The 16,025-nt window shown below is 67.8% G+C and carries 16 protein-coding genes; 6 read left to right on the top strand and 10 right to left on the bottom strand.

The window, feature by feature from the left end; genetic code table 11:
- Positions 1 to 9: 9 nt before the first annotated feature.
- From CON76_RS06790 to CON76_RS06805, 4 genes are all read right to left on the bottom strand, one after another.
- A complete protein-coding gene (locus CON76_RS06790; RefSeq protein WP_101102612.1) occupies positions 10 to 2,247 on the bottom strand; it encodes a RelA/SpoT family protein in 2,238 nt (745 codons plus the stop codon).
- 101 nt (positions 2,248 to 2,348) lie between these two features.
- Positions 2,349 to 2,552 (bottom strand): DNA-directed RNA polymerase subunit omega, encoded by a 204-nt coding sequence (rpoZ, locus tag CON76_RS06795; RefSeq protein WP_101102613.1) that lies wholly within the window; start codon positions 2,550 to 2,552, stop codon positions 2,349 to 2,351.
- A 35-nt stretch (positions 2,553 to 2,587) separates the two neighbouring features.
- Entirely contained in the window at positions 2,588 to 3,211 is a 624-nt protein-coding gene (gene gmk / locus CON76_RS06800) for a guanylate kinase (protein ID WP_101102614.1), read from the bottom strand.
- 4 nt (positions 3,212 to 3,215) lie between these two features.
- Positions 3,216 to 4,124 carry a YicC/YloC family endoribonuclease gene (locus tag CON76_RS06805; protein WP_101102615.1) on the bottom strand — a complete coding sequence of 303 codons (909 nt, stop codon included), beginning with the start codon at positions 4,122 to 4,124 and terminating at the stop codon, positions 3,216 to 3,218.
- A 249-nt stretch (positions 4,125 to 4,373) separates the two neighbouring features.
- Here CON76_RS06805 and CON76_RS06810 point away from each other — a divergent pair, with 249 nt between their 5' ends.
- The 3 genes from CON76_RS06810 to CON76_RS06820 all read left to right on the top strand — a co-directional run bounded on the left by CON76_RS06810 (position 4,374) and on the right by CON76_RS06820 (position 6,942).
- Entirely contained in the window at positions 4,374 to 4,925 is a 552-nt protein-coding gene (locus tag CON76_RS06810) for a non-canonical purine NTP pyrophosphatase (protein ID WP_240592798.1), read from the top strand.
- Positions 4,922 to 6,136: a radical SAM family heme chaperone HemW gene (gene hemW / locus CON76_RS06815; RefSeq protein ID WP_101102617.1), complete on the top strand. Its 1,215-nt coding sequence runs from the start codon at positions 4,922 to 4,924 to the stop codon at positions 6,134 to 6,136. Before CON76_RS06810 ends, hemW begins: the two co-directional genes overlap by 4 nt.
- Before the next feature lie 92 nt (positions 6,137 to 6,228).
- Positions 6,229 to 6,942, top strand: a complete 714-nt coding sequence (locus tag CON76_RS06820) for a CBS domain-containing protein (protein ID WP_101102618.1) — start codon at positions 6,229 to 6,231, stop codon at positions 6,940 to 6,942.
- On the opposite strand, the gene CON76_RS06825 is transcribed toward CON76_RS06820, so the two are convergent.
- Together CON76_RS06825 and CON76_RS06830 are read right to left on the bottom strand one after the other, a co-directional pair.
- A complete protein-coding gene (locus CON76_RS06825; RefSeq protein WP_101102619.1) occupies positions 6,943 to 7,809 on the bottom strand; it encodes a nitroreductase family protein in 867 nt (288 codons plus the stop codon).
- A 62-nt stretch (positions 7,810 to 7,871) separates the two neighbouring features.
- Entirely contained in the window at positions 7,872 to 8,168 is a 297-nt protein-coding gene (locus tag CON76_RS06830) for a hypothetical protein (RefSeq protein ID WP_101102620.1), read from the bottom strand.
- 158 nt (positions 8,169 to 8,326) lie between these two features.
- Between CON76_RS06830 and CON76_RS06835 the strand changes: the two genes are divergently transcribed.
- Positions 8,327 to 11,008: a DUF349 domain-containing protein gene (locus tag CON76_RS06835; protein ID WP_101102621.1), complete on the top strand. Its 2,682-nt coding sequence runs from the start codon at positions 8,327 to 8,329 to the stop codon at positions 11,006 to 11,008.
- A 66-nt stretch (positions 11,009 to 11,074) separates the two neighbouring features.
- On the opposite strand, the gene CON76_RS06840 is transcribed toward CON76_RS06835, so the two are convergent.
- The 4 genes from CON76_RS06840 to CON76_RS06855 all read right to left on the bottom strand — a co-directional run bounded on the left by CON76_RS06840 (position 11,075) and on the right by CON76_RS06855 (position 13,741).
- The gene (locus CON76_RS06840; RefSeq protein ID WP_101102622.1) at positions 11,075 to 11,926 is read right to left on the bottom strand and encodes a UDP-2,3-diacylglucosamine diphosphatase; all 852 of its coding nucleotides are present in this window, start codon (positions 11,924 to 11,926) and stop codon (positions 11,075 to 11,077) included.
- A gap of 20 nt (positions 11,927 to 11,946) precedes the next feature.
- On the bottom strand, positions 11,947 to 12,453 hold the full coding sequence (locus CON76_RS06845) for a peptidylprolyl isomerase (RefSeq protein ID WP_101102623.1): 507 nt from the start codon (positions 12,451 to 12,453) through the stop codon (positions 11,947 to 11,949).
- The gene (locus tag CON76_RS06850) at positions 12,454 to 13,047 is read right to left on the bottom strand and encodes a peptidylprolyl isomerase (RefSeq protein ID WP_101102624.1); all 594 of its coding nucleotides are present in this window, start codon (positions 13,045 to 13,047) and stop codon (positions 12,454 to 12,456) included.
- A gap of 91 nt (positions 13,048 to 13,138) precedes the next feature.
- The gene (locus tag CON76_RS06855) at positions 13,139 to 13,741 is read right to left on the bottom strand and encodes a tetratricopeptide repeat protein (RefSeq protein WP_101102625.1); all 603 of its coding nucleotides are present in this window, start codon (positions 13,739 to 13,741) and stop codon (positions 13,139 to 13,141) included.
- Between the two features lie 142 nt (positions 13,742 to 13,883).
- Here CON76_RS06855 and cysS point away from each other — a divergent pair, with 142 nt between their 5' ends.
- A complete protein-coding gene (gene cysS, locus CON76_RS06860; protein ID WP_101102626.1) occupies positions 13,884 to 15,269 on the top strand; it encodes a cysteine--tRNA ligase in 1,386 nt (461 codons plus the stop codon).
- Positions 15,262 to 15,984: a DNA-3-methyladenine glycosylase family protein gene (locus CON76_RS06865; protein ID WP_240592794.1), complete on the top strand. Its 723-nt coding sequence runs from the start codon at positions 15,262 to 15,264 to the stop codon at positions 15,982 to 15,984. Before cysS ends, CON76_RS06865 begins: the two co-directional genes overlap by 8 nt.
- The last annotated feature ends 41 nt before the right edge of the window (positions 15,985 to 16,025 follow it).

Genomic DNA, 16,025 nt, shown 5'->3' on the forward strand with positions numbered 1-16,025 from the left:
CGCGCCGCCTCAGCGCGGCTTGGGTGTGGGGTGGACGCGGTGCGCCCGCACCACCGAGGGCGTGCGCTTGAGTGCGCGCAGCACGTGCGCCAGGTGCACGCGGTCGCGCACGGCTATCAGAAAGTGCAGGTCGGCGGCGCTGTGCAGCGCGTCCTCGTTCATGTGGATGTGGTTGATGTCGGCCTCGGCGGCGGCAAAGGCCGAGGCCACCTTGGCCAGCACGCCCTTGCCGTTCTCGATTGTCACCAGCACCGCCGACTCGAACAGGCGCACTGGGGCCTCCGACCACTCCACGTCCAGGAAGCGTTCGCTGTCGCGGTGCAGCAGCTTCTTGCCGGTGGGGCAGTCGTCGGTGTGGACCACCAGCCCTTCGCCCCCCCGGCCCAGGTAGCCCACGATGCGGTCGCCTGGAATCGGGTGGCAGCAGCTGGCGTACTGCACCGAGGCACCCTCGCTGCCGTCGAGCGTGACCACGCCCTGGCTGAGCTGGTCGGGCGCGCCGCCGTAGCGTTCCTGGCTGATGAGCAGCAGGTCGGGGCGCTGGCCGCTTTCGCCCAGCAGCGAGGCCAGCTTCTTGCCCACCATGCTGGCAATGCGCTTGCCCAGGCCGATGTCGGTCAGCAGCTCGTCAAGCGTCTTGTTGCCGGTAAAGCGCAGCAGCTTGTCCCACAGCGCCTGTTCGCTGGCCTCGGGCAGGGTGGCAATGCCTTCGCTGCGCAGGGCCTGGCGCAGCAGGCGTTCGCCCAGCTCCATCGACTCCTGCTGTGCCAGCGTCTTGAGGTGGTGCCGGATCTTGGAGCGCGCCTTGCCAGTGCGCACAAAGCCCAGCCAGCTTGGGTTGGGCTTGGCGTGCGGCGAGGTGACGATCTCCACCACGTCGCCGTTGGTGAGCTCGGTGCGCAGCGCCACTTGTTCGCCGTTGATCTTGGCGCCGATGGCGCGGTGGCCCACGTCGCTGTGGATGGCGTAGGCAAAATCGACCACGGTGGCGCCGCGCGGCATCGACATGATCTTGCTCTTGGGCGCGAACACGTACACCGCGTCGGGGAAGAGGTCGATTTTGACGTGGTCCCAGAACTCGGCGGCATCCCGCGTTTCGTGCTGGATGTCGAGCAGCGACTGCAGCCACTGGGTGTTGAGGCGTTCGGCGGCCTGGCTGTGCGGGTCGATGGCCTTGTAGAGCCAGTGCGCCGCCACGCCCGATTCGGCCACCACGTCCATGGCCGGGGTGCGCAGCTGGAACTCGATGTTGGTGCCAAACGGCCCCACCAGCGTGGTGTGCAGCGACTGGTAGCCGTTCATCTTGGGGATGGCGATGTAGTCGCGGAACTTGCCCGGCAGCGGCTTGTAGAGCTGGTGCAGTACGCCCAGCGCGGTGTAGCACTCGGTCAGGCTGTCGAGCACGATGCGGAAACCGTAGATGTCGGTGACTTGCGCAAACGACAGGTGCTTGAGATCCATCTTGCGGTAGATGGAGTAGAGCGTCTTTTCGCGCCCGATGATGCGCACCGGCATGCTGTGCTGGCCAAAGGCGTTCTCGACCTCGGCCCGCACGCGCTCGATCAGGTCCTTGCGGCGGTGGCGCGAACGCTCCAGCGCCTTGTGCAGCGCCTGGTAGCGCCACGGGTGCAGGTGCTTGAAGGCAAGTTCCTGCAGTTCGCGGTAGCTGTGGTTCAGGCCCAAGCGGTGGGCGATGGGGGCGTAGATATCGAGCGTCTCGCTGGAGATGCGGCCCCACTTGCTGCGCGGCATGTCGCCCATGGTGCGCATGTTGTGCGTGCGGTCGGCCAGCTTGATCAGGATCACGCGCACGTCGCGCGCCATGGCCAGCAACATCTTGCGGAAGGATTCGGCCTGGTTTTCCTCGCGGCTGTCGAACTCGAGCTTGTCGAGCTTGGTCAGGCCATCGACCAGTTCGGCCACCGGCACGCCAAAGCGTTCCACCAGTTCCTGCTTGGTGACGCCGCAGTCTTCCATCGCGTCGTGCATGAGCGCGGCGGCCAGGGCCTGGGCGTCGAGCTTCCATTCGGTGCAGATCTGCGCCACCGCAATCGGGTGCGTGATGTAGGGGTCGCCGTTCTTGCGCATCTGGCCCAGGTGGGCCTGGTCGGCGAAGCGGTAGGCCAGGCCCACCTGCTCGATGTCGCTGGGGCAGAGGTAGTCCAACTTGTCCACCAGCGCGGCAAAACTGGCGGCCGCCACACTGGCGGCGGTTTGCTCGGGGGTTGGGGTCGGGTGTGTACTCATGCCTTAAATATAGCTGCAGTTGACGGGGCTTGCAGAATTATGTTGCACTGCACAAAAGAAAAAGCACCGCCAGGCGGTGCTTTGACATGGGTGCGCCAGGTTCAGACCGGCACTTTTTTCAGCATCTCGATGCCGACCTTGCCCTCGGCGATCTCGCGCAGGGCGGTCACGCCCGGCTTGTTCTTGCTCTCGATCTTGGGGGTGTGGCCCTGGTTGAGCATGCGGGCGCGGTAGGTGGCGGCCAGCACGAGCTGAAAGCGGTTGGGGATCTTTGCCAGACAGTCTTCAACGGTAATGCGTGCCATGATGGCCTCCAGAGAGAGAATCGTAAACGGGGAAATTACAGCAGATTGAGGGCGCGGAAGGTGTCGGCGCGGGCCCGGCGTTGGGCGGCCACCTTGAGGCGCTGGGCGTGTGCAATGGCTTTCAGGTCGAAAAGCGCACGCTCAAAGAGTTCGTTGATTATAACGAAGTCGAATTTGTCAACCTGGGCCACTTCCTCGGCGGCGTTTTTCATGCGCAGCTCGATCACTTCCTCGGAATCCTCGGCGCGGCGCATCAGACGCGCGCGCAGTTCGGGCCAGCTCGGCGGCAGGATGAAGACCAGCACCGCGTTGGGGAACTGGCGCTTGACCTGGATCGCGCCCTGGTAGTCGATCTCGAGCACGATGTCGGCGCCGGCGGCGATCTTGTCCTCGATCGCCTTGCGCGAGGTGCCGTAGCGGTTGCGGTGGACGTGCGCCCATTCGATGAAGGCGTCCTGCGCCACCATGCGGTCAAACTCGTCGTTGCCGACGAAGTAGTACTCGCGGCCATGCATTTCCTGCCCGCGTGGGGCGCGGGTGGTGTGCGAGACGGAGAGTTCCATGCGCGAATCGACTTCGAGCAGCGCCTTGACCAGGCTGGATTTGCCGGTGCCGCTGGGCGCGGCCACGACGTAGAGGTTGCCGGGGTAGTCGGTCATGTCTTTACTCCAGGTTCTGTACCTGTTCGCGCATCTGCTCGATCAGCACTTTCATGTCCACCGAGATGCGGGTCAGCTCCAGGCTGGAGGATTTGCTGCCCAGCGTGTTGGCCTCGCGGTGCAGCTCCTGGATGAAGAAGTCGAGCCGCTTGCCGACGTCACCGCCCTTGTGGAGCAGGCGCTCGATTTCGTCCAGGTGCGATTGCAGGCGCGTGAGTTCCTCGGCCACGTCGATGCGGATGGCAAAGGCGGTGGCTTCGGCCAAGGCGCGTTCCTGCGCGGCGCTGGTGGCGGCGTCGGCTTGTGCGGCGCCCAGGGCCTCGTTCCAGCGGTCGAGGAAGCGTTGGCGCTGCAGCTCCACGAGTTGCGGCAGCATGGGCTGGGCCTGGGCGGCGAGCTGGCGCAGCTGCGCCGTGCGGTCCAGCAGGGTGGTGGCTAGGCGGCTGCCTTCGCGTTCGCGCGAGCCGCTGAAGTCGGCCACGGCGCGTTGTGCCATCTCGTGCAGGGTGTCGGCCAGGCCGGTGGGTGCGGGGGCGCTGCGGCTGAGGGTCTGCAGCACTTCGGCCACCGACAGCTCGCGTGCGCCGGGCAGCCAGGCGCGGATCTGGTCTTGCAGGCCCACCAGTTTTTGCAGCTCGGGCGTGTTGGGCGCGCGCAGGGCGTTGTCGCTGCGGCCTTCGACCCAGGCGCGCACCTCGACCTTGCCGCGCTTGACGCGGGCGGAGATCAGCTCGCGCAGTGCCGGCTCGTTGGAGCGCAACTCGTCGGACAGGCGAAAGCTCAAGTCCAGGAAGCGGCTGTTGACGGAGCGGATTTCCATCCCCAGCACGGGGGCGCTGACGGGGCTGGTGGGGGTGTCGCCGGGGGGCTGGCTTTGCACGGTGGCATAGCCGGTCATGCTGTAAACTGGCATTGAATCGTCTCGCAATCGGTGGGCAGCGGCACGGGGCTGCCGTCGCTGAGGGCTCGATTATGTCAAAGACCCATGCCAGGTTCTGCCCCACCACCTCAGACCCACACAGAAATACCCATGTCGAACGCTGTTTTGCCGGTGCCTGCCGAGGGCGGTACCGCCGATGGGGCGCGCGTTGCGTGCGCCGCCACAAGTCACAAATTGGTGCTGGCCAGCAACAACGCGGGCAAGCTTGCCGAGTTGCAGGCCATGTTTGCGCCGCTGGGCGTGACGCTGGTGCGCCAGGGCGATCTCCACATCCCCGAAGCGCCGGAGCCACACCGCACCTTCATTGAGAACGCGCTGGCCAAGGCGCGTCACGCCAGCGCGCTCAGTGGCCTGCCCGCCATGGCCGATGACGCTGGCCTGTGCGTCGATGCCTTTGGCGGCCTGCCGGGCGTGGACACGGCCTACTACTGCACCCAGTTTGGCTACGACAAGAGCGACGCCAACAACGTGCGCGCGCTGTTGGAGCAGTTGCAGGGCCAGACCAACCGCCGCGCGGCGATGGTCAGCACCTTGGTGGCGGTGCGCAGCCCGCACGACCCCGAGCCGCTGGTGGCCACGGGCCGCGTGGTTGGGCTCATCACCACCAAGCCGCAGGGCAGCAATGGGTTTGGCTTTGACCCGGTGATGTGGCTGCCCGAATTCGGCCAGACCTTCGCCCAGTTGCCCACCGAGGTGAAGAACGCACACAGCCACCGGGGCCGTGCTGCGCAGGCGATGCTGACGCTGATGCGCGAACGGTGGTTTGCGGCATGAGCAGCGCCATCGTCCAGCTGCACCGGCCCGGGGTGTTGCAACTGTCGGCGCTGCCGCCGCTGTCGCTCTACATCCACCTGCCGTGGTGCCTGAAGAAGTGCCCGTACTGCGACTTCAACTCGCACGAGTGGGGCGCGGCCAGCGGCCAGGGCGGCGCGATGCCGGAGGCACGCTACCTGGACGCGCTGCGGGCCGACCTGGAAAGCAGCTTGCCGCTGATCTGGGGCCGCTCGGTGCACAGCATCTTTATTGGCGGGGGCACGCCGAGCTTGTTCTCGCCGGACGCGATCGACCGGCTGTTGTCGGACGTGCGGGCCTTGCTCAGGCTGGAGGCCGACACCGAGATCACGCTGGAGGCCAACCCGGGCACGTTCGAGACCGACCGCTTCAAGGCGTTCCGCCAGGCCGGCGTGACGCGTCTGAGCATTGGGGTGCAGAGCTTTGACGACCGATTCTTGCAGGCGCTGGGTCGCGTGCACAACGCAGAGCAGGCGCGCGCGGCGGTGGCCGAGGCAGCGCAGCATTTCGAGACCTTCAACCTCGACCTGATGTACGCCTTGCCGGGCCAGACGCTGGCCGACCTGGACCGCGACCTGGACACGGCGCTGGCGTTTGCGCCGCCGCACCTGTCGGTGTACCACCTGACGCTGGAGCCCAACACCTATTTTGCCAAGCACCCGCCCGAGGTGCCGGATGAGGACACCGCCTACGCGATGCTGGACCGCATCACCGAACGCACGGCGGCGGCGGGGCTGGGGCGCTACGAGGTGTCGGCGTACGCGCGCGCCGGGCACCGCTGCTTCCACAACTGGAATTATTGGCAGTTTGGCGACTATCTGGGCATAGGCGCCGGGGCGCATGGCAAGCTCAGTTTTGCCCACCGGGTGCTGCGCCAGGTGCGCTGGCGCGACCCGCAGCGTTACATGGATCAGGCCCTCAGCGGTCAGCCTGTGGCCAGCGAGGAGGAAGTGGCCGCCGCCGATGTGCCGTTCGAATTCATGCTCAACGCGCTGCGCCTGCGCCAAGGGTTTGCGCTGTCGCTATTTGGCGAGCGCACTGGCTTGCCCCTGAGCACCATTGCGCCCGCCCTGGAGCAGGCCGAGCAGCGCGGCTGGATCACGCGCGACCTGCACAGCGTGGTGCCGACCGAGCGCGGCTTTGACTTCCTGAGCGACTTGCAGGCGTTGTTCCTGCCCGATACTGCGGTGTAGGCGGGCGTTGGAGCGGTTTTCCGTCATACCGCTGGTGAAGTGTGGTGGTAAGGTAAAGGCCTTGCCAATCCAACAACAAGGGGACAGGGGACATGTTTGCGGTGTACGGAACGTCGGGGCAGATTTTTGTGGGGCCGCTCGAGGAGATGCGGCGTGTGGTGCCGTTGCGCCGGGCGGCAGCCATCCGCGCCCACGACGGCCAGTTTGACCGGGCGCTGGATGCGGCACTGGCCCCCTATGTGCAACATCCCCCGGCCCAGCCTGGCGCCCACGCCCCGGCGCAGCGGCTGGGCCTGGCGGCCACGCACAGCGGCGGCGCCGAAGCCCTGCAGGCCTACGGCATGGTGCAGCGCGCCCCGCAGGACGGACGCCAGCCGCTGCAGCGCGTGGGCGAGGTGATGACGCACCGCCCGCTGTGTCTGCGCGCGGGCTACAGCCTGCGCGAGGCCTGGCGCCAGCTGGCCGAGGCCGGCTACGGTCAGGCGCCGGTCACCAACAGTGACGGCATCTTGGTGGGCTTGCTGACGCGCGCCGAGCTGCTGCAGCCCGAGCGCCTGCCGCACCCCGACCAGAACCCGGTGGAATGGCACGCCAGCTGGGCCCAGCCGGTGAGCAGCTGGATGCTGTCGCCCGTGCCCAGCGTGGACGAGCACACCGACTTGCGCCGCCTGGCCGAGGTGATGCTGGAGACCGCCTTGCCCGGCCTGCCGGTGGTGGACGCGCGCGGGCACGTGGACGGCTTTGTCTCGCGCACCGACGTGCTGCGCGCCATCATCCACGACCCACCGCTGGACTTGTGGAGCTGATCACAGCAGCTCGAAGCCCTGCCCGCGCACAAATTGCTGCAACGCGTCGCGGCCCGACAGGGACTCTGGCCCCGCCACGCGCTGCGCTGCGACTTCCGACCACCCCACAGGCTTGAGCCCCTGGCTGCGCTGGAACGCTTGCAGGATGGCGTCGTACTGCGCGATCTGTTCCGCTTCCGGCGGCGTGGCGTCGGGGGCGCGGTAGGTCTCGTGGTGCAGCACCAGCGGCTGCGGCATGCGCGGCTTGACGGCGGTGGGTTGCGCCGGGTCGGGGTGGCCCACGCACAGCCCGAACAGCGGGAACACGTGTGCGGGCAGTTGCAGTTCGGCGGCCACGGTGTCGGCGTGGTTGCGCAGTCCGCCGATGTAGACCGTGCCCAGGCCCATGGCCTCGGCGGCCACCACCGCGTTTTGCGCCGCCAGCGCGGCATCGACCACCGCCAGCACAAAATGCTCCAGGTAGCGGTTGGCGTCGGCGGGGCGCTGCTGGCGCTGCGCGTTGCGGTCCAGCCGCGACAGGTCGGCCAGCCAGACCAGGAACAGCGGCGCGTGCGCCACGTGCGCCTGCTGGCCGCACAGTTGCGCCAGCCGCGCCTTGCGCGTCGGGTCTTGCACCGCAATCACCGTCCAGGCGTGCAGGTTGGACGACGTGGCCGCCGACTGCGCCGCTGCCACCAGCCGCTCCAGCGTGCCATCGGCCAGCGGTTGCGTGGTGTAGGCACGCACTGAGCGGTGGTTGAGCAATTGTTGCAGCACATCGTCGCCGTGCAGGACGGTGGCGCCGAGTGCGGGCGCGGCATCGCCATAACGCTGCTGTAGCGCGCTGGCCAGGGTGACGGTGGTGCTGGAGGCGGAATCGGTTGGCATAGGGTGAGTCCTGTGGAGATGCAGGGGAGGGGAAGGGGGATGGAAAGATCAGGCCTGCGCCGTCAGGCCCAGGCATCGAGCAGCGTACCTGGGGTGTGTTCGCGGGTGCGGATGCGCCCCGAGGCCGCATCCAGCCGGTACGCCGCCGATTCCGACGCCAGCCAGTCGTTATCCTCCAGCCAGGTGCCGCTGCGGGCGTCGATCTCGGTGGCCAGCGGCATGCGCTGCTGGCGCTGCGGCCCGGCTGGGCGCTGGGGCCGCAACCGTGCCGGGGCTGGGCGCAATTCCAGCGTCACGCGGCTGGCTGCTGGTGTGGCGGGGGCCAGACCGGAGCGGCCCGGCGCGGTCAGAATACCCATGGCGGCAAATACCCGGTGGTGGAGGTGGTGGACAACAAAAAAGAGGGGCCGAACCCGGCGCGCAGACAGGCCGCATTTTGAAGCAAACGCATAACGCTGCCAAACCGTGCAAAGTGCAGCGACAATAGCGCCTTAACCCTAATGCTGCCCCAGACGCTGTGAATACCACCTCGAAGTCCCCCGCCAAACCCGCCGACCTGTCTCAACTCGATGCCCTGACCGGCGGAGCCTTCACCGCGCCCACCTCGGGCGAACGTGCCACCCGCTTGCGCGAATGGCTGGCCACCGAGCCCAGCTACGACGCCGTGGCCGATGTGTTGCGCGAACTCTCGCACCGCGACAAGGGCGCGGCCAAGCCCGTGAAGGAAAAGCTCGACGAGCTCAAGCGCGCCAAGGCCCAGGAGGCGATTGCCGAAGAATGGGCCGCCAAGGCACAGGCCCTGCTGGCCCAGCCCAGGCTCAACCTGGCCGACGCCATGGCCTGGCAGCGCGACGCCGCCAAGGCCGGCGCGCCGCTGTCCAAGGAGCCGCTGTCGGGCCTCAAGCAGGCGCTGGCCGAGCGCATGAAGGCGCTGGAAGACCTGCAGCACCGCGTGCAGGTGGAGCGCGAGGCCGCCGTGCTGCTGGCCCAACGCATCGAGGTGCTGTCCACCAAGCCCTGGCGCGAGGCCCAGACCAGCCTGGACGGCCTGCGCGCCGACGTGGCCCAGTGGCAGCAACAAGCCGACCAGCTGGCCACCGAGTCCGCCTGGGACAGCCTGGATCCCAAATACCCGGCGCAGCTCGATGCCTCGCGCGCCCAGCTGGCGCTGGTGTGGGACGCCTTTGACGCCGCATTGGCACTGGCCGTGGCCGCTGCCGACGACGCCCAGGCCCCGCTGCCCGCCGTGCCGGTGTGGGCCGATGAGTTGCGCGTGGCGCGTGGCGAGCCGCTGGCCCCGGCACCGGTGGTCGATGCCGCCGCCCTGACCGCCCACAAGGAACAGGCCGCCAAGGTGGTGGGCGCGGCGCTGGACGTGCTGCTCAAGGAAGTGGCCGACGGCCACACCAAGGCCATCCCCAAGGCCGCCGCCGAGCTGCGCAACAGCCTCAAGGAGCACGCGCGCTACATCGAGTCCGAGCTCGACGCCAAGGTGCATGCCGCGCTGGCGCAGGCCGGCGAGCTCGAAGGCTGGCAACGCTGGCGCGCCGACCAGCTGCGCGAAGAGCTGGTGGCCAAAGCCGTGGCCCTGACCGAAGCGCCCGAAGGTCAGCAAATGGGCGGCCGCAAGATGAAGGACGCCCTGCGCACCCTGCGCGAACAGTGGAAAGCCACCGACCAGGGCGGGGTGCCCAACCACGCGCTGTGGAAGAAGTTTGACGAAGCCTGCAACAACGCCTACAAGGTGGTGGAAGCGTGGCTGGGCAAGATCAAGGAACAGAACGAGACCCACAAGGCCCAGCGCCGCGTGCTGATGGACGAGGTCAAGGCCTGGACGCTGGCCAACGCCGACAACACCGAATGGAAGACCCAGTTGCGCGAGCTGCACGCCTTTGCCGAACGCTGGCGCCAGTGCGGCCACCTGAGCGAAAAGGCTTTTGCCGAACTGCAGCCGCAGTGGAAGGCCGTGATGAACGAGGCCCACGCCCGCCTGGAAGTGGCGCAGGCCGAAAGCCTGGCCCGCCGTCAGGCCCTGATCGCCGAGGCCGAAGCCCTGGGTGCCGCGCCCACGCTGCGCATCGACGCCGTCAAGGCCCTGCAACAACGCTGGCAGCAAGAAGCGCACGGCGTGCCGCTGGAGCGCAAGCAGGAACAGAAGCTGTGGGAAGCCTTCCGCAAGCCCATCGACCAGGCCTTTGAGCGCAAGACCGCCGAGCGCGAGAAAACCGCTTCTGCCGTGAGCGAGCACGACAAGCGCGTGCTGGACGCGGCCAAGGCTGTGCAGGCCGCCAACGCCAGCGGTGACGCGCAACAGATCCGCGCCGCCGTGCAGGCGCTGCAAGACGCGGTGCGTGGCCAGGCCCAAGCCCAAGCCCAGGCCGCCGAAGCCGCCAGCCGGGGCGCTGACGCCACCGCTGTCAGCGCCCCGGTGGCCGATGCCCCGGCCGACGCCACCGTGCCTGCCGAGGCTGCAGCGGCAGACGATCAGGCCGAACCCACTACCGAAGAAGCCGCATCGGCCATCGTTGCGCCCGCTGCACCGGCACCCGCAGCCCCCAAGAAGCTGGTCGCCATGCGCGGCGACGACCGTCCTGGCATGAAGAAGGACGAGCCCGTGGTGGCGGGCCGTTTTGGCGCCAAGCCCGGCGAGCGCCGCGAAGGCCGCGACACCCGTGGCCCGCGCGACGACCGCGACGGCCGGGGCCGCTTTGGCGACCGTCCGGGCTTCGAGCCGCGCGGCCCGCGTCTGGGCGACGCCGCCTTCCGTGCCCAGCGCGACGCGCTGGAGCAAGCCGAACACGCCCTGAAGAAGCTCGCGGCCCAGGCTCACGGCGAGGTGCTGACCCAGCTGCTCGCCGCCTGGGAAAAGCGCGACGCCGCCCTGCTGCCGACCGCGCAAGCTCTGGGCGGCAAGGGCGCCAACTCGGGCCGCAGCCTGTGGGCGCAGGCCATTGCCAAGGCCCCGCAAGCCGCCGATGCAACCAGCCTGCTGCGCCTGGAAATGGCCGCCGAGGTGCCCACCCCCGCCGAACAGCAAGCCGAGCGCCGCATGCTGCAATTGCAGCTGCTGCAACGCCGCAAGGATCCGGCCCCGGCCGAAACCTGGGCCCAGGATGTGGCGCAGGTGCTGGGCCAGACCTACGACGCCGCCGCCGCGCGCCGCCTGCAAGGCGTGCTCAAGGTGCTGTTGCGCCGCTGAAGCGCCTGTTGGCCTGAAACCCGCCCGTCTGCACCGCCGACAGGGCGGGTGGGCAAGGCTGGGGCGTCAGCGCACAGGCTGGCGTTGTGGTTTCCAGATCCCGGCGCAGTTGCGCTGCAGGCGCAACACCTCCAGCCGGGGCGGTTGCGCCGCCGCTTCCCAGTCGCTCAGCACCCAGCGTTGCCGGTGCGCGTCCAGCACGTGCCGCGCCGGGCGGTGGGTGTGGCCGTGGATCAGGGTGCGTGCGCCGGTGCGTTGCAGCCAGTGCCGCGTGGTGGCGCTGTCCACATCGGCGTAGGTGACCTGGCCCGCACCCGTGCGGCTGGCCTGCTTGCGGGCCTCGCTGTGCTGGCGCAGGCCTTGTGCGATTGCAGCGCGATCGGCCAGCGACCGGCGCAAAAAATCGTCTTGCCAAGTGGGGCTGCGCACCTGAGCCCGGAAGCGCAGGTAGGCCTGATCGTCCAGGCACCAGGCGTCGCCGTGGCTGAGCAGGTAGCCCTGGGCGCCTAGCTGCAGCACGCTGGGGTCGTGCAAGGCGTGGGTGTGGGTGGCGGCAAAAAAGTGCGGGCCGAGCAGAAAGTCGCGGTTGCCGCGCATCACGTACACCGGGCGTTGCCGGGCGCAGGCGCGCAAGGCGTTGCAGCACTCTTGCAGGAAACGCTGTTCCGGTACCGCGTCGCCAGTGTCGTCCAGCACGTCGTCACCGATCCAGACCTCGAACAAATCCCCGAGGATGAACAGCGCATCGCAGCGGGTGTGTTGCAGGTAGTGCCGCCACGCGGCCGCGGTGGCCGCTTCGCTGCTGTGCAAGTGTACGTCTGAAATGAAATCGACCGCACGCCAGTGCGGCGGTGCGGTCAACAGGTGCCAGTCGCCAGCGGGCGGCACGTAGGTGGCGCAAGCGGCGGCGGCTGGCATGGTGGGCGTGGGGGCCGGAATTACAGCGCCACGGCCTTTTCGATCACCACGTCGGTCACCGGCACGTCGTCGTGGTAGCCCTTGCGGCCGGTCTTGACGCTGCGGATCTTGTCCACGATCTCGGTGCCGCCGACCACCTTGCCGAACACGGCGTAGCCCCAGCCCTGGATGGACGGTGCGGTGTGGTTCAGAAAACCGTTGTCGGCCACATTGATGAAGAACTGCGCCGAGGCCGAGTGCGGGGCCTGGGTGCGCGCCATCGCGATGGTGTACTTGTTGTTCTTGAGGCCGTTGTTGGCCTCGTTCTGGATTTCGGCGCCGGTGGGCTTTTGCTTCATGCCGGGCTCGAAACCGCCGCCTTGCACCATGAAGTTGTCGATCACGCGGTGGAAGATGGTGTTGTTGTAGTGGCCGTTCTTGACGTAGCCCAGGAAGTTCTCGGTCGAGATGGGGGCTTTCTCGGCGTCGAGTTCCAGCGTGACGACGCCGTAGTCGGTGATGTGCAGTTCAACTTTCGGGTTTGCCATTTATTGCTCCAAAGTGGCTTTGAGGATGGTGATGGGAGTGGTCGGCACGTTCTGGTGCATGCCCTGGTTGCGGGTGGAGACCTTGCGGATCTTGTCCACCACGTCGGCACCGGCCACCACTTTGCCAAACACCGTGTAGCCCCAGCCGTTGAGGGTGGGCTGGGTGTGGTTGAGAAACCTGTTGTCGGCCACGTTGATGAAGAACTGTGCGCTGGCCGAGTGCGGGTCGTTGGTGCGCGCCATGGCCACCGTGAGCGGGGTGTTCTTGAGGCCGTTGTTGGCCTCGTTCTGCACTGGGGCGCGGGTGGGTTTTTGCACCATGTCGGGGGTGAAGCCGCCGCCCTGGATCATGAAGCCGTCGATCACGCGGTGGAAGATGGTGCCGTCGTAGTGCCGGGTGCGCACGTATTGCAGGAAGTTCTCCACCGTCTTGGGCGCTTTGTCGGCAGCGAGTTCCAGCACGATGTCGCCCTGGCTGGTCTGCAGTTTCACGCGCGGGGCGTGGATGGGGGTTTGCGCGTGCAGGTGGGCCAGCGGCAGCAGGGCCAGGCCCGCCAGCAAGGCGGCGGTGCGGGTCAGAAAGCGTCGTTGCATGGCAAAAACCAGACGTTGGATGAAGGAGAGGAAGGCAGCGACCGGGCCAGCTGCTTGGCACACGGGCCGGTGCTGCTGTTGATGTGGCGGTTCACTGGTGGGCCGCCGCGTTGGCGGGCGGGGTGGTCAATTGTTGCAGGGTTTGCTGGCGCGTGCGCAGCGCGGGATTACCGCTGGCGTCCAGCGCCACGGCGCGGGCGTAGGCCTGCGCGGCCAGGCGGGTGTACACGTCGCCCAGGTTCTGGTGCGCGGTGCCGTAGTCGGGGTTGAGCCGGATCGCCATGTCCAGCGCGGCGCGGGCCTGCTCCAGCTGGTTCTGCGCCGCGTGCAGCACGGCCAGGTTGTTGTACGGCTCGGGCAGCTCGGGGTAGTCTTGCGTGAGTTGCGTGAAGGTCTGTTGCGCGTTGGCGCTCTGGCCACCCTGCTGCTGGGCCACGCCCTTGAGGAAGCGCATCTGCGGATCCTGGGCGTTGCTGGCCAGGTAGGCGTCGGCGCGCTGCTGCGCTTGTTGCCACTGGCCCGCGCGCAGCAGTTGCTGCACTTCCTTGTAGGCGGGGGTTTCGGCGTGGGCGGCGCCCGCCGCCAGCCCGAGTGCGCACAACAGCGCAGCGCAGCCGCGCGCCAGCTTGCACCTGGCGGCACCACCGGTGGCCAGTGCCCGGCGGGCGGGGCGTGAGGAAAAGCGAACAGACATGAAAAGGAGCTCTGGTGTGGAAAATCGGCGGCCACGGTGTGGGACGCGGCACAATACCCGTCCTTCAGCGGTTCCCGCCGCGCCACACACGTGTGCGCTGGATCGGGCCGATATACTGCCAAAGATTGTATCTTTCTTGCCCATGACACTGCGCATCTACAACTCCCTTACACGCCGCGTGGACGCTTTCACGCCCCTCGAACCCGGCCATGTGCGCCTGTACGTGTGCGGCATGACGGTGTACGACCTGTGCCACCTGGGCCATGCGCGTTCCATGGTGGCGTTTGACGTGGTGCAACGCTGGCTCAAGGCCAGTGGCCTGCGCGTGACCTACGTGCGCAACGTCACCGACATTGACGACAAGATCATTGCCCGTGCGTTGAAGAATGGCGAAACCATCCGCAGCCTGACCGACCGCATGGTGGAGGCGCTGCACCAGGACGCCGACGCGCTGCGTATCGAACGCCCCACGTTTGAGCCCCGCGCCATGGACTACGTGCCGCAAATGCTCAACCTGATTGGCACGTTGGAGCGCAAGGGGTTGGCCTACCGCAGTCCCAACGGCGACGTAAATTACGCCGTGCGCCAGTTTGACGGTTATGGCAAATTGTCGGGCAAGAGCCTGGACGACCTGCGCGCTGGCGAGCGCGTGGCGGTGGACGACGGCAAGCACGATCCACTGGATTTTGTGCTGTGGAAAGCCGCTAAACCCACCGAGCCGGACGAGGCCAAATGGGACAGCCCCTACGGGCTGGGTCGCCCAGGTTGGCACATCGAATGCTCGGCCATGAGTTGTGAGATGTTGGGCGAGAGTTTTGACATCCACGGCGGTGGCGCGGATTTGCAGTTTCCGCACCATGAAAACGAGATTGCCCAAAGCGAAGGCGCCACCGGCCAGACACTGGCGCAGGTGTGGATGCACAACGGTTTTGTGCGCGTGGACAACGAGAAAATGTCCAAGAGCCTGGGCAACTTCTTCACTATCCGCGAGGTGCTGCAAAAATACGACGCCGAAACGGTGCGTTTCTTCATCGTGCGCACGCACTACCGCAGCGCCCTGAACTACAGCGACGCGCACCTGGACGACGCCCGTGCCGCCTTGAAGCGCCTCTACACCACGCTGGCGGCGGTGGCGCCTGCCGACATCGGCAGCGTGGATTGGCAGCACGACGGCTACGCCAGCCGCTTCAAGGCCGCGATGGACGAAGACTTTGGCACCCCCGATGCGGTGGCGGTGCTGTTCGAGCTGGCCAGCGAGGTCAACCGCACCCGCTCGCCCGAGCGCGCCGGGCTGCTCAAGGCGCTGGGCGCCACGCTGGGCCTGCTGCAGGAAGACCCGACCGCCTTCCTGCAAGGTGGCGAGGCCAACGGCGACGATGCCGCCGCTATCCAGGCACAGATTGAGGCCCGTGCGGCGGCCAAGGCTGCCAAGAACTGGGCCGAGGCCGACCGCATCCGGCAAGACCTGCTGGCGCAGGGCGTGGTGCTCAAGGATGGCCCCGCTGGCACCACCTGGGAACGTGCCTGAGCCAGTGGCGCCGCACGGGGGCACCGCGTTGCCGCACCACACCGACGCGCCAGAGCTCGACTTTGGCCCCGACCTGCCCGCTGCGCCGCCGCGCCGCCAGCGCCCCGCCTACTGGGCCCAGGCCTGCCAGCACCTGCTGCAGCACGACCGCGTGATGCGCCGCCTGATTCCGCGCTACCCCGACGTGGGCCAGCGCCCGCGCGACGAGGCCTTTGCCACGCTGGCGCGCAGCGTGGTGGGGCAACAGGTGTCGGTGGCGGCGGCGCGCACGGTGTGGCAGCGGCTGCTGCAGCACCTGCCCGCGCTGCAACCCGCCGACTGGCTGGCCCTGCCGCCCGAGGAACAGCGCGCGCTGGGCCTGAGCGCGCGCAAGGCGGGCTGCTTGACCGACATCGCGCAACGCCTGGCCGATGGCACCTTGCGCCCGCGCGCCTGGCCCGGCATGGACGACGACGCCATCGCGCAGCAGCTGATGGCGGTGCGCGGCGTGGGTCGCTGGACCGCCGACATGCTGCTGCTGTTCCACTTGCGCCGCCCCAATGTGCTGCCACTGGACGACGCCGGGCTGCTGCAGGGCATCAGCCTGAACTATTTTTCGGGCGAACCTGTGACCCGGCACGAGGCGCGCGAGGTGGCCCGCGCTTGGGCACCGTATTGCAGCGTGGCGACTTGGTATATTTGGCGCTCGTTGGAGCCGTCGCCCACGGCTGTGTGAGCCGCCTTTTTTCCCCATCACACACCAGACACCAGAGCACA

Origin of the sequence: Macromonas bipunctata, from assembly GCF_002837135.1 — a bacterium.
Lineage (GTDB): Bacteria > Pseudomonadota > Gammaproteobacteria > Burkholderiales > Burkholderiaceae_C > Macromonas_A > Macromonas_A bipunctata.